The organism is Jonesia denitrificans DSM 20603 (assembly GCF_000024065.1).
Taxonomy (GTDB): domain Bacteria; phylum Actinomycetota; class Actinomycetes; order Actinomycetales; family Cellulomonadaceae; genus Jonesia; species Jonesia denitrificans.
The window spans coordinates 41,882-55,963 of the sequence record NC_013174.1; the positions used below are offsets into that span (position 1 = coordinate 41,882).

General features: G+C 60.0%; 10 protein-coding genes and 2 pseudogenes. 6 read left to right on the forward strand and 6 right to left on the reverse strand.

Annotated features, from left to right (window positions below; all coding sequences use genetic code 11):
• Positions 1 to 11: 11 nt before the first annotated feature.
• From JDEN_RS00190 to JDEN_RS00205, 4 genes are read right to left on the reverse strand one after another with little or no spacing between them, the layout of a single operon-like run.
• Complete coding sequence (locus JDEN_RS00190; protein ID WP_012805819.1) at positions 12 to 1,475, reverse strand: sugar transferase; 1,464 nt, start codon at positions 1,473 to 1,475, stop codon at positions 12 to 14.
• Positions 1,463 to 2,455, reverse strand: coding sequence for a hypothetical protein (locus JDEN_RS00195; RefSeq protein ID WP_012805820.1), 993 nt, complete (start codon positions 2,453 to 2,455; stop codon positions 1,463 to 1,465). Before JDEN_RS00195 ends, JDEN_RS00190 begins: the two co-directional genes overlap by 13 nt.
• Position 2,456: 1 nt before the next feature.
• On the reverse strand, positions 2,457 to 3,074 hold the full coding sequence (locus JDEN_RS00200; RefSeq protein WP_226926622.1) for an arsenate reductase/protein-tyrosine-phosphatase family protein: 618 nt from the start codon (positions 3,072 to 3,074) through the stop codon (positions 2,457 to 2,459).
• An 11-nt stretch (positions 3,075 to 3,085) separates the two neighbouring features.
• Positions 3,086 to 4,510 (reverse strand): tyrosine-protein kinase domain-containing protein, encoded by a 1,425-nt coding sequence (locus tag JDEN_RS00205; RefSeq protein WP_012805822.1) that lies wholly within the window; start codon positions 4,508 to 4,510, stop codon positions 3,086 to 3,088.
• A gap of 722 nt (positions 4,511 to 5,232) precedes the next feature.
• Here JDEN_RS00205 and JDEN_RS00215 point away from each other — a divergent pair.
• The 5 genes and pseudogenes from JDEN_RS00215 to JDEN_RS00235 all read left to right on the forward strand — a co-directional run bounded on the left by JDEN_RS00215 (position 5,233) and on the right by JDEN_RS00235 (position 9,983).
• Complete coding sequence (locus JDEN_RS00215; RefSeq protein ID WP_143713201.1) at positions 5,233 to 5,745, forward strand: hypothetical protein; 513 nt, start codon at positions 5,233 to 5,235, stop codon at positions 5,743 to 5,745.
• A gap of 533 nt (positions 5,746 to 6,278) precedes the next feature.
• On the forward strand, positions 6,279 to 6,662 hold the full coding sequence (locus JDEN_RS00220; protein ID WP_012805824.1) for a hypothetical protein: 384 nt from the start codon (positions 6,279 to 6,281) through the stop codon (positions 6,660 to 6,662).
• A gap of 284 nt (positions 6,663 to 6,946) precedes the next feature.
• Positions 6,947 to 7,150 (forward strand): annotated as a pseudogene (locus JDEN_RS13985) (hypothetical protein); the annotation flags it as partial.
• A 102-nt stretch (positions 7,151 to 7,252) separates the two neighbouring features.
• Positions 7,253 to 9,283, forward strand: coding sequence for a hypothetical protein (locus JDEN_RS00230; RefSeq protein WP_012805826.1), 2,031 nt, complete (start codon positions 7,253 to 7,255; stop codon positions 9,281 to 9,283).
• Between the two features lie 58 nt (positions 9,284 to 9,341).
• Positions 9,342 to 9,983, forward strand: coding sequence for an ATP-binding cassette domain-containing protein (locus tag JDEN_RS00235; RefSeq protein ID WP_012805827.1), 642 nt, complete (start codon positions 9,342 to 9,344; stop codon positions 9,981 to 9,983).
• A 183-nt stretch (positions 9,984 to 10,166) separates the two neighbouring features.
• Here JDEN_RS00235 and JDEN_RS00240 read toward each other — a convergent pair whose 3' ends face one another.
• The gene (locus tag JDEN_RS00240; RefSeq protein ID WP_012805828.1) at positions 10,167 to 11,426 is read right to left on the reverse strand and encodes a Fic family protein; all 1,260 of its coding nucleotides are present in this window, start codon (positions 11,424 to 11,426) and stop codon (positions 10,167 to 10,169) included.
• Positions 11,427 to 11,805: 379 nt separating this feature from the next.
• Here JDEN_RS00240 and JDEN_RS00245 point away from each other — a divergent pair.
• A pseudogene (locus tag JDEN_RS00245) lies at positions 11,806 to 12,639 on the forward strand (DUF2867 domain-containing protein); the annotation flags it as partial.
• A gap of 286 nt (positions 12,640 to 12,925) precedes the next feature.
• Here JDEN_RS00245 and JDEN_RS00250 read toward each other — a convergent pair.
• Positions 12,926 to 14,047, reverse strand: a complete 1,122-nt coding sequence (locus JDEN_RS00250) for a DNA alkylation repair protein (protein ID WP_012805829.1) — start codon at positions 14,045 to 14,047, stop codon at positions 12,926 to 12,928.
• Between the last annotated feature and the right edge of the window lie 35 nt (positions 14,048 to 14,082).

Consider the following 14,082-nt stretch of genomic DNA (forward strand, 5'->3'; position numbering starts at 1 on the left):
ATCCACCACAACTAATAAGCGCCACTGGGGGTCACCACCGTTCGGATTGTGCGGTACAGGATGATGATGTCGCTCATCATGGACCAGTTTTCGACGTAATACAGGTCAAGGCGGACGCTGTCGTCCCACGACAAGTCAGACCGGCCGCTGACCTGCCACAAACCTGTGATCCCAGGTTTCACCAGTAAACGGCGCAGCGCATGATCGTCGTACTTTTCCACCTCAACGGGCAGCGGTGGGCGTGGCCCCACCAAAGACATGTCACCTTTCAACACGTTAAACAGTTGCGGTAACTCATCAAGTGAATACCGGCGTAACACCCGGCCCACCCGTGTGACCCGTGGGTCATCCTTGAGTTTGAACAACACACCATTCCCGTCGTTACGGTCCAGAAACTCCGCGAGTTTCGCTTCCGCATCGATCGCCATGGAACGGAACTTCAACATCTTGAACGGTTCCTGGTTGTGCCCAATACGCCCCTGACGGAACAACACCGGACCAGGGGAATCCCGCTTCACCAACACCGCAACAGTGACCATGATGGGGCTCAACACCACAATAAGAAACGCGGACCCCACCACATCAAACGCCCGCTTCATCCAATACTTCTGCCCCGAAAACTGCGGGAAATCCACATGGATGAGCGGCAAACCAGCAACCGGGCGCATATGGATGCGCGGCCCAGCAACATCCGTCAAAGCCGGGGCAACCACCATCTCAATACCCCGCTGCTCCAACTCCCACCCCAGGCGGCGCATCTTCTTCGGGCCAAGCACATCAGCACTCGTCATAATGAGAGTGTCCGCACCCGTACCCTCCACAGTCGTGAGGATCGCATCGTAATTCCCCTGCACCGCGACCCCAGCCACAGCCAGATCCTTGCCGTCCTTCGTCGTCGACACCGCGCCCACCAGGGCATACCCATTAGCTGGTGAACGACCAATCTCATCAGCGACATGCTTAATCTTGTCGTAGTCACCCACAATGACAGCCTTATGCAGGTACTGCCCCTCAGCACGTTGCTTATGCAACCACTTGCGCCACAACCAGCGGGTCAACAACAAGAAAAACAACCCAGACGGCAACGCAATCAACAAATACCCGCGAGCAATACTCGCCCGAGTCAACAAATCAATAATCGCCAACAACCCAAACACCCGCACAGAAGTGTCCAGGATCCGCTTATACTCCTCCGGCCCCGTCCCCGTAATCCGGTAATCGCGGGTGTCAAAATACTGCAACGCAAGCATCCACCCAAAAATCAGCACCAACGACACCGTTGAATAACTGAGCACAAACGAAAACCGGTCCGCCGACTCCACCGACAACTCCTGCATGCTCGTGCCAAACCGCAACAGTTGAGCACCAAACACACACACCGCAATCACCGTAAGGTCGCTGAGAAACAGCCGCTGAGCATAATCATGCTGCCACCGATCGACCTTCTCCCGAGGAGACGCAGTTAAGAGGGCCACGACCTGCCCCCATCAGTGGACACAACAAAGTCCTCACCCATCCAGGCGAACACCTCATCATCAACACGAACAAGTGCTGTGTCCCCAGCGGTCACATCCCGCTCAACACAGCCGCCAAAATCCCCAACACGGGAACCATTAAAATTCGCGACCTGCACACCAGCACACTCGCCCACATTCGCGACCGCGACCGTGTACGCACCATCAGACAACCCCACAGCGTGAAGATTCTCCACAACCACAGGGTCACCCCACGACTCACCCGAATCCTCCGTCACAACCAACGACGAATCCGCACACAACACAGCCGCCCGCGCATCAGTCGCAGCCAACTGGACCGCCTCGCACGGCGCATCGACAAGCCCATTCGGGCCACCCAACACACCCGGATCCTGCGGAACCAAATACCAGCCACCCGTCGCACCAATAGGCGCCAACCACGACTCACCCTGATCATTCGTCCGCACCAAATGCGGCGCACAATCCTCATCCAACGCAATCAACTGAACCAAATCCGCACGCGTCGGAATGATCCGCAACGCCTGCGTCGACCCCGTCTCAACCACCGAATCAGACGCCACCCACGACGCGCCCCCATCAGAAGAAAACTCCACCGCAGTGACCGACTCACACGACGCAACCGTCGCACGAATCAACAAAGCACCATCAACAGCGGCAATAATTCTCGATGCGGGAGCCACATCCACAGGCTCCACCGGCTCCTCAGAACCAGACTCCTCCGGCTCCGGTTCCACCGACTCACTCGGCTCAGAAGAAGGCAACTCATCAGGCGTAACCGTGGGGGTAGGCTGCGCATGACCAGGACCAGTAGGAAGACCATCACCGCTCTTCCCACGCGTTGACGACAACGCCAACGCCGACGCCGCAAACACGGCAACAGCAAAAACAACCAACACCACAACAAGAGCCTTCGTCGAACGCTCCGCAGGCGGCTTAGGAGGACGAGGAGAAATCGCCACCTCACACCTCCAACGCAAGAGCCCGCCGCAGCAAACTCACAATCGACGACACCGCAGGAACAATCTCCCGCGTCGACTGGTCATACACATCCTGGCTACGCCGATACGGGTCCACCACATCATCACCCAACGGATCCGCCAACGGCGGCAACATACCCCGACCCGCAGCAACAGCCGCAACCCCAGCACGCAACCGCTCCACCGGCGACGACGGCACATCCCCACCAAAAGGGCCCGGCGCAAACTCAGCGCGCAAATCATCATCCGACGTCGCATCCGCCAACCGGGCAAACTCACGCAACGTAAACACCCGCTTCGACACCCGCGGATTCAACTCCACAATCGCCCGCCGATGCTCACGAGCCATCGCAAACACCACATCAGACTCATCCAACAACTCCGGCGTCAACTGACGACTCACATGCGACTCAGGATCCACAACACCCAACGAGCGAGCAATCGCCAACGACTGATCAGGCATCCCATGCCCCACCAACGCACCCGTGCCCGCACTCGCAACCCGCACATCAGCAAGATCCGCCAACTGCTGCGCCAACAACTGCTCACCCAACGGCGACCGACAAATATTGCCCGTACACACCGTCAAAATCGAAAACACGTCACCAACCATTACGCCGACCCCCGTTTCCCACGGAACCGACCACGACGCTTCTCCTTCGCGCCAATAGCCTCCAACTCATGGCCATAGCCATACGAGCCATAACCGTAACTATCAGGCCCCTTCGTCGGAAGCATCGTGACAATGACCCCCAAAATGTTTGTGCCCGCCGTCTCCAACGTCCGCACCGCAGCACCAAAGCCCTGCTTCGTGGTCCGGCTCGACGCAACCACCATAATCACGCCCGACGTTTTCTTCCCCACCACAGCAGCATCGGTGACAAGAAGAACCGGCGGAGCATCAATCAAGACATAATCAAAACCATCATTCAGCTTCGCCAACACCCGGTCCATCGCAGCCGAACCCAACAACTCACTCGGATTCGGCGGAATCCGACCCGCCGGCAACACATACAACTGCCCGCGACCCCACCGGTGCATCACATCAGCCAAATCAGCCTTACCAATCAGCACATCAGTCAGACCCGCACCAGTCTCCACACCCATGTACTCAGACACCTTCGGCAACCGCAGATCACCCTCAATAAGGACCACCCGGGCGCCCGTCTCCGCTAACGAAATAGCCAAGTTCGCTGACGTCGTCGACTTCCCCTCCGACGGTCCAGCCGAGGTAATCACAAACGACCGCGACCCCTCACCCACATTGAGGAACTGCAAGTTCGTCCGCAACGAACGGAACGACTCAGCACGCGGGTTCCGCGGATCAGCATGCACAATCAACGGACGCGTCTTCGTGTCCGGATCAAACGCAATACCACCCAAAAGCGGCTTCTCGGTAATCTGCTCAATGTCATGCAACGAGTGAATACGGGTATCCAACACCGACCGCAAAATTGCGACACCCACACCCAACGCCAACCCCACCAACAAACCAAGCGCCAAGTTCAACTTCGGGTTCGGGCTGGTCGGAACCTGGGCGACAGATGCTGCCTGCGTGGTCGTCAACTGCACAGGGCTTTGACCACTCGCATTCGTAGCCTCAAGCTTCGTTTGCACAACATCCTTGAAACTCTCGCCCACCGCATTCGCGATATCCGCGGCCTGCTGAGCATCAGAACTCGTCGCAGAAATATTGATCAGCACCGTGTTCAACGGCGACGACGCCGTCACAAACTCTGCCAACTCACCACTAGACACCTGGAGATTCAACTCCTCGATGACCGGGTCCAACACCACGCCCGTACGCACCACATCCACATACGAAGCAACAATCTGGCGGGCAAACGTAGACCCCTGAACCAACTCGCCCGTCTGAGAACCCTCAGACCGCACAGACACATACAACTGGGTTGACGACTGATACTGCGGAGTCGCAAAAATCGTTGCCAGAGCCCCAAGCCCCATGCCCGCCAATGTGATGGCGACAATCAAGGCCCAACTCTTATGCAAAATACGGATATAGTCGCGCAATTCCACGTTATCTGTGTCTCTCTCGCGTTAGGCGATGCAAGGCGTTCGCAAAGCATATTCTCAAAAAGGAAACCCCTGAAAGAGGCCCCCACGCACGTTACCCCGGGTGAATGTCACCCCTAGACTTTCGGCCTTGACGCACGCATCGAAACGCTTCATGCGTAAAACTCGTGGTCACCTAGGGCACACCTCCCCATCGGAAGGTCATGGGAGGTCTTTAGTGTCCCAGTTCATGGACCTCAACGGCGTGAAGGACATGTGAAATAGATGACGAACGGTCACGGAAATTCACCCGCTGTGAGCGGGAGGTGTCCACAATGCGGAGACGATGTGCGCGCCCGGTGAACGATGCGGGGCGTGCGTGGGTGTGGCGCTCAGGCGTGTGTGGGTGCGGGTGCGGACCATTTTGTGGGGTTGGCTTCTGCTGTGTGGACCACTTTGCGCGTGTGAGTGCAGGTTTTCTTGGTCCTTGCGCGCACAAAATGGTCCACATGGCTCATGCAAGGGGCGCACACAGGTGCATGTGAGGGTGTGCGCGCGGGTGCATGTGAGGGTGTGCGCGCGGGTGCATGTGAGGGTGTGCGCGCGGGTGCATGCAAGGGGTGTGCGCACGGGAGATGTACAAGGAGGGCGTGCCAGCGCCGCAGAAGAACGCCGCCGCAGGCGACGAAACAGACAAAAAGTTTCACCCTCACGGACGCCTAAATCCACCTCAAGACTGATGTGCGGTGACGCCTGTGCCACCTACAGTCGGAGACGATGAGCGCAACAGAAGCAACGCACGCAGCGCATCGGCAAGAACAGTAGCGGCCACACAGCAGGGGGACAGCATGTCGGACACCGGCACAACGACGCCAGCGACACGGCGAACACGCACCGACCGCAACGCCACCATCATCATCCTCATCGTCGCAACCGCGACCATCATTGGGCTGTCACTCATCGGTACAACCATGCTCGGCGGGATCCTCCCCGCACGCTCCACCACACACCCGCCATGCACTGAACTCCCACACGTCGACGACGTCAAAGAAGCCCTCCTCACCCACAGCGACCTCGCCAACGACATCGAATCACAAGGCGACACCATCCGCGTAGCAATAGCCACCCCCTGCACCGCGAACACCACCCTCGCGCTCATCGAAGTGTCCTACACGCGCGACCACGAACTCGACGCAATCGACGACCTCCTCACCCAACGCAACGGATTCGGAGTGCCCGTCCACGTCACCCAACGGTGACACGCCAGGTCACCGCGACCGCTCTGGCGTGCAGCTTTGCCCTCCTGCTGTGATGTGCGCCCGCTCTTGTATCGCGCGCCCAGCCCTCCGATGCGCTGCCCAGCCCCATGGGCGTGTGGACCATTTTGCACGTGAGAGTGCGGAAAATTGTGGTCCACACGAATACAAAATGGTCCACACAAGGTGCATGGGGCTGGAGCGGAGGGCTGGAGCGGTGGGCTCGCGTGGAGTGCAGGCGTGGTGGCGAGTGAGTGAGCTGGAGACAGAGTCGCAACGGTGACATATTTACTCACTGTTCACGCAAATCGACCACAATCATCCTCAAGGGGGATACCGCCAGGAATACGCCGCTGGCACGATTGTTCTCGTAAACAGTTGCAGCTTGCACGGCAAATCAACGTTCGAGCGCAACACCATGGTAGGGGGCCATCGTTCATGTATGACAAGCAGCCGCGTAGACGATGCGGACAACAACGAAACGTGCACCCCTTGCCATGCCGGAGAGACGCGAAGCATGGAACAAAGGAGGGGTGATGGCAGAAGACGCTCCATCATCGACGAGGAAAATCATTGTGATCGTTGTCGGCGTTGTCATTGCGGTCGCAGTTGCCCTTGGTGGCATGGGTGTCGTGACCGGGGTGCTGCTGCGAGGTGAGACTAGCGCTCACCCGCCCTGTGATCAGCTACCAGCTGTCACAGAAGTGGAAGACGCGCTTGCCGCCCACCCCTCCCTTGTCCAAGAACTCGAGGATCTTGGTGACAATGTCCAGGTCACCGTTGGTGAACCGTGTGGGACCAGCACTGATCAGGCGCTCGTTCAGGTGACCTACGCAGAAAAATCTGAACGTGATGCCATCGACTCCACGCTTGGACAACGCGAAGGGTTCGGAGTGCCCGTCTATGTCGTGAAGAACTGATAGAGGACAAGGTTCGCCCGGCGTTTATCCCGACATGTGAGATTAATCCTATTCAGGCTTTAGGCGAGTACATAACCTCACCATGAGGCCTCACATCTCAGGAAAAACAGACAGAAAACCTGTTACTCATTGAAGGAAGGAAACGCATCATGCGACAGATGCGCACCACCCTGGCGGCCCTATGCGTCGCCGCAACAATGACACTCGCAGGCCCAAGCCTCGTCGCGAGCGCATAGGAATCAGTAGGACTCAAAACCCAGTACCCATCAGCAGGCGGAACCTGGCAATACGGATTCGAGAACGTCAAACTCCGCTCCTACTACACCGTCAACACATGCCACGGAAGCACCGTGCACAAGAAAATTGACGGAAAAATCGTCAACACATCACGCAGCGTTGACACGGCATCCGGGAAGAAATCCATTGCAGAAGTAGGGACCGTGAACTCACCAGGGCTGAGCGGCAACTACTACTACCGCACCTGCTAACCACGACTCACCCTGGGTAGCGTCGCACACACTGCGAGGCTACCCAGGTATCGCATCGACAATAATCAACCCACAGACACAAGAACCTGACGGACAACACACATGCACAAACACGTCATCGCTGTGACCGGCGTCGCCCTGTACGCCCTGCTCGCCGTCCTCGCCGGGGTCGTCACCGACTTCCACGACAGGTTCTACCCGCAAGCACTCGGAGTCACCGACACCATCACCGTCGACTTCACCAACTCCCCCTGGGACCGTGACGCCGCACTCACCGGGATGCAACAACTCAACACCGACTACGACCTTGGCCTATACAAACTCCTGCCCGACCTCGACAGCACCGGGTCGCAACTCTACGTTGACCTCACACAACCAACCATCACTGACCCGCAACCACTGAACTGGTTCGCCGCCGACACCCCCGCCCACATCGTCGGAACAGACACCCTCACCAACTCCGTGATCGACGGAGCCTACCTGATCACCCAACCCGCCCAACTAGGCCAAGCGATCGCGCATCTACAAGCTCTTGGTGTAGACGTCACCCACAACACAGCATCCCCCGTAGACAGCATCACCGGGTTAGCCGCCACCAGCGGATTCGCCGCCCCCATCCTCGCCGCCTGCGCCCTCATGGGCGCCATCACCGTGTACTGGCTGGCCGCGAAAGCCCGCTCACGGGCGTTACGCGTCCTCGCAGGAACCCCGCCCTGGCGCATCCAACTGCACGACCTCGGGACCCTGTTCGCCATCATCATCGGCGGGGCAACCGTCGTATTCACCACCGCAACCGTGACCATAGGTGCCACACGCGGCTGGGAATTTGTTCCCCTCTACGCCACGATCCTCGCCGTGTTCAGTGTGCTCACCCTCACCGCAACCACCCTCATCGCCCTTGCACTGTCCGCAATCTCATGGCCTAACACCGACCTGTTCGCCCGTCGAACCCCAGCCGTCGCCACCCTGCGCACCGCCGCGAAAATCGTCCAAATCGCCACACTTGCCGCCGTCATCGTCTACATTGGGCCAGCCTGGACCGCCACCACCAACGCCGCCGCAACCGCACGGCAACTCGACGCATGGAACCAACTCTCCAACGAAGTCCACCTCTCCTTTGCCATGCTCGACGACGACATGGAAACAATCGCCCCCACCATCGGCACCATCATCCGCGACGCCGAACACGACAACCAAGCAGCCCTGTCCTACACCATCTTCAACGACACCTGGGGCGGCAACTTCGGCCCCTACAGTGCAATCAGCATCGTCAACACCCGCTGGCTTGACCTCATGACCCCGTCAGTCGCCAGCGAAAATACACCAACAACCGATGCGCCCACCAACACACCCGACACGCCCGCAACCACAATGGCCGGGTTAGAACCCGCAGGAGAAGACGCGGCGCGCATCGTCACGCGAGAACTCGCCCCCACCCTCGAACTCTGGGCACCCGCCGGACGCACCCCCAGCGACATCCTCGCCGACTCGCAACTCCTCACACCAACCACCAACACCGCCTACCCCGTAGCCCACGGCGGGACAGCTGGACAACTCAGCTTCCTCAACGACGTCCTCATCATCACCGTGCCCACCATCACCGGGACCTTCAACGACACCAACCTCACAGCCCTCGCCTCCAGCGCCAATATCATCCTCACCGACCCAGCCACCACCCACCAACGACTCATCGACGCCGGACTCACCCGAAACAACCTCACAGCCCGTGGCATCGACGGAAGCATCCAACCCCTCTACGTCGCCGAACAAGGAATCCTCGAAGCCCAATTCGCCACCTACCTCGCACAACTCCTCACCCTCTCCATCGCCGCACTCACCATCGCTTTCATCGTGTCCGTGGCAATCAACGCGGTCATCGCCAGTAACCTCAACGCCCGCCGCGACTTCCCCCTACGCCTCGCCGGACACACCTGGGAAACCGTCACCCGTCCCCGCGCCACCACCGACCTCCTCATCGGCGTCATCATCACCGGAATCATCGTGGCCCTCCAACCCGCAGACACCCTCCTCATCACAGCCGGAGCCGCCACCCTCGGCATGATCGCCCTCTACACCGCACACCCCATCGCCGCGTCCATCGCCTTCCGACACGTCACCCGGCGCACACTATGACACCCACAGATGCCGCGGACAGCGCGGACAGCGAACGCACCGCAGAAAGGACACCCACATGCGCATCGATAGCCACGACCTGACCGTCACCATCGACGGGCGCACCATCATCGACCACGAAAACGTCACCTGCGAACCCGGGGCCATGACCGCGCTCACCGGCCCCAGCGGCTCCGGCAAAACCACCCTCCTCCACACACTTGGGCTACTCCTACCAGCACAAACAGGGCGCATCGTTGCTGGTGGGCGCGACGTCACCGCATACAACCCGCGGCAACGCCGCCGCTTCTGGCGCGACCACGCCGCGTTCATCCTCCAGGACTACGGCATCATCGACGACGACACCGTCGCATTCAACGTCACCATGCGCGCACGCACCAAACGCACCAACCCGGCCATGCTCGCCGCACTCGACAACACCGGGCTCCTCGGACGCGAAAACGACACCGCCTCCCACCTCAGCGGCGGCGAAAAACAGCGCCTTGCACTAGCGCGAGCGATCTACCGAAACGCACACATCCTCTACGTAGACGAACCAACCGCGTCACTCGACGCCGCGAACCGCGACCATGTCATCGCGCTCCTCGCGAACTTCGCGCACACCGGCGCCACCGTCATCGCCTCCACCCACGACCCTGCACTCATTGCCGCCTGCGACACCCAACACGTCATGGGTCATCAAACGCTCGCTGGTGTGTAACGCCGCCCGGCGCCCTCCACCCGGTTCTGGTGCGCTGTCCCTCACCGGGCTCCCTGTGTGGACCCTTTTGCACGTGAGAGTGCGGAAAAATGTGGTCCACACAGCGCCAAAATGGTCCACACGGTGGGCGTTGGGCGGGTGAGCGGGTGAGCAGGGGGCGGGGGCAGTTTGGCGAGGGGGAGGTCAGCGAGCGCGCTTCAGTTCGGCGGCAAACGCATCGAGAATCCCGAGGAATCCGTCATGCTGCCAGACACGATGCCGCGCTTGGCCCGTACACTCCCTGATCACGGTCCGATCGACCAAGGCATCGACTGCGCGTTGCGCGGTCACCTTCCCCACACCCAAGGCGGTCATCACGTACTCATTATTGATGACCGGCTGTCCCACTAGTAACGGAAGGACACGCCACGCCGTAGCTTGCGGACGAAGCCCGACCAGCAACGAACGTGAGTTGTGGAGTTCGGTGACCAGCGCATCGACAAGCAGGTCGCCGCGGTGTGCGGCGAACCGAGCGGCCTGAGCGAATGCCGCCACAATTGGGCCAGCATCACCACGCCGAAAAGCCTGCAAAGCCTCAAAATAGTCCGTGGTCCGCCGTAATAGACCCCCAGAAAGCGGGGCCGTCACATGCGACACGAGCCCGTAAGAACGAAGCAGCGCATTGACCAACGCGCGACCAGTTCTCCCATTTCCGTCGACAAACGGGTGAATCGTTTCGAACTGCGCATGAGCGATTGCGATCTGGACAAGGGGTGGAATGTCAACACGGCCAATAAACGCCACCAAATCAGCCAGCGCACCTTCCACACGATGCGGTTGTGGTGCCACAAAGTCTGCACGCAACGGACCCGCATGACCAGGACCAATCCACACCACAACCTCCCGCAAACGCCCGGCATGTTCGGCCATGTCTCGCTGATGCTCAAGCAGTGCACTGTGCATCGCAAGAATTGCCGACACGTCAAGAGCACCCGCAAGCTGCAATGCCGCTTCCATCGCACGCACGTTCCCCACAACCAACCGGGCGTGGGGAGTAGAACGATGAGCCAACTCCGCAAGACTCAGTTGGCGGGCAGAGGTCGTCAACTGCTCGATTTGAGAACTTGACGCACTTTCCGTTCGAAGCAAGATAGCGCTCATCGGACCTAGAACCGCCCCTTCGGTGCCAAGTCTGCGCACAACTCGCTCATCAAACGCGACCAATGCGCGAGTCGCCTCATCCACATCAGCAGCAACCGCCGAATCAAGAACGCATTGCCAGGTGGAAAACTGCGCGGGAATTGCCGACTGGTATCTTCCCGTTTGCCGCCGCAACTCCGACCTCGAAAACCCCTCGCCCGGCCCCGGGATCCACAGGTGCTCTTCCCACCCCACGGCGGGAACCGCGATACGTGCGATAGGGCGTTGGTCTGCGTCGTGGGGAGATCCCGAAAGTGGCGCCATGGGCTCATCTTAGTAACACTTCCTGGCAGAAGTGTTACTAAGAGTGGGTAGTGGACACACTTTTAGTGTTGGGAGATGTCTGTTGGGGGTCTTGTTGAGGGGGCAGGGTGCCTATGCGGACCCTTGTGCACGTGAGAGTGCGGAAAATTGTGGTCCATGCGCATTCAAAATGGTCCACACAAGGGGCGGTGAGCGGTGGGCAGGCGCGAAGCGCGCCCACACGAGACACTGGGTGCAACAGCACCACGCCACAACACACCGGTGAGGGGACAACCGATGCGTGACACAACACCCAGCTCCACGGCGACTTCACCAACCACCCCCGCGGAGAGCTCGGCGCAGAGCACCGCGGAAAGCTCGGCGCAGAGCCCGGTGGAAAGCCCCGCACCTGAACCGACGCCCGGCCCGCAGCGCATCGCAACGTTCGCGTGGGGACGACACCCCAACACTCGTGTTGCAGGCGGGTGTGGTCATCGGGTCAGGGTCGGCATCATTTGAAATGGTGCGACACCTCACCGAAGTTCTCCCCGTCATGCCCGCACCACAATGGGTACTCAACCACATTCAACCCATCGCTGTGCACGACGTTCTCTACTACCTGCTCGGCGCATCGCCGCGCTTCCCGTGCTCACCCCACGTCTCGCATCGCATTGGGTCAACCTCGTCACGCCCGTGCCCCGGCAAATCGCCCGCCGACCCACTCCCCTCCGACCCCAACTGGGCTGGCCGCGCCGTCTACACGGACGAACGCACGGCCCACTCCACCGCCCCAGTCACCGACCTCTGGCACGTTGTCATCACCATCGGTGGTGACAACGGCTGGTACTCCACCCCTATCCTGTGGGCGATTCGCGGGTGGATTGACAAACTTGTGGGCGGCGTTGGGCTCGCACGTGGCCGGCGATCCTCCACTACCGTCCACGTTGGTGACGCCATCGACTTCTGGCGTGTCGAAGCCGTCACCGAAGGTACCCTGCTCCGTCTTCGTGCCGAAATGAAAGTCCCCGGCCACGCTTGGCTTGAGATGCGCTGCGAACCGCACGACACCGGCTCCACCTACACCCAACGCGCAGTGTTCTTCCCCCGCGGCCTCGCCGGCCGCATGTACTGGTGGGCGGTTTACCCCTTCCATGGGCTCGTGTTCTCTGGGATGCAAAACCGGATTGTTGCGCTCGCTGAACAGCGCGCAGCACGCCCCCAACAAGCGATGTGACACCCGCGTGGTCTGCCCCCGCTTCGCTTCCTCTCGCGTGGCCTGCCCCCGCGTAAGGACCAGTTTGGTTGCGTGTGGACCATAAATTTGTGCACTCTCGCGTCCAAAGTGGTCCACACGCGAAGGAGGTGGATCTGCACAGTGGTCCACACGCGAAGGAGGTGGATCTGCACAGTGGTCCACACGCGAAGGAGGTGGATCTGCACAGTGGTCCACACGCGCGAGTGAAGAGTGTGAGAGCGTTTGCTGGAGTGATGAGCAGTGCAGGGGAGTTCGCAAGAAGGAACTAGTCGTTGAGCACGAGATCAAACATGACTGGGTCGGTGAGCACACCATTGACTTGCAAAGCGATGCGGTGCTCTCCAGCATGATAGCGACGGGTCGTTATGGGCTTAAACGAATGGGACTTCGACACCCTGACGCTCGCACCAGCAAGAACATCCCGAACACCAATAGCGAAAGTCTTCCGCGTTAACGACCCATTGGCTTTCCGGTGGAACACCACATAATCCACGCGAACCCGTGCATCAACATCCCCCCGGTTGCGCAACACCGCAGAAAAAGGGAGCACCTCACCCACAACGACGCGGGTCACCGCCACGGAAAGGTTTTCCACCTCTATCGCTGGGACGTGAGGAAACCCCACCAACTCAAGCGCCTGCGGGTGACCACGCTTCACCAGGGTGCGCAAGGCGTGCCGGACAAGTGCATCGGTCGTTGGGGCAGGGGCAGCAAGCCACCGGCGGGCGGTATCCAACACCACATCCTCGTGGTGGCGGCTCACATCATTGAGGTGATTCGCGACCGACCTGCGCACATACTCACTTTCATCCCGGTACAGCGCATCCAACACGGGTAGCGTCGCAGTCGGGCGCTCCACAAGCGCCGGAATCCGCACACCCCACGGGAGGAACGGGCGCGTCCCCTCACTCGCGAGGCGCCGCACATGATGGTCCGGCGACGTAGTCCAACCCTCAACCACGCGCAAAGCTCGCTCCCAATCGTGTAACAGCAACACGCGGATCGCGAACTCTGACGTCAACCGGCCGGTCAGCATCGCAAGAACATCGAGGGCGTCGTCAAACGCTGCGCTATTGACAGCCCCAGGCGACTCACTGACTGCCCGATGGGCGACCGCGTTCGTGACCGGCCACAATAACCAGCCCGCGAAACCTTCGTCACGGGCGTACGCATCGCGAATCAGAGACGCGAACTCGGAGTAAGCGGGAGGGCCATCCGCAAGTAAAGCGTCGCGCAACGCATCCGACCGCTCCCGCAAGCTCAACCCATCCAACGCATCCACGGCCTGCGACAACGCGGGCCACTCGTGTCCGGGGCGGGTCAATGCCACGTGCTCCAATAACGACGCAGCAACATCACGACCCAACAACTCATCAGCGAACGGCATGCTCCCATCACATCATGACCCTCTGACATGCGGGG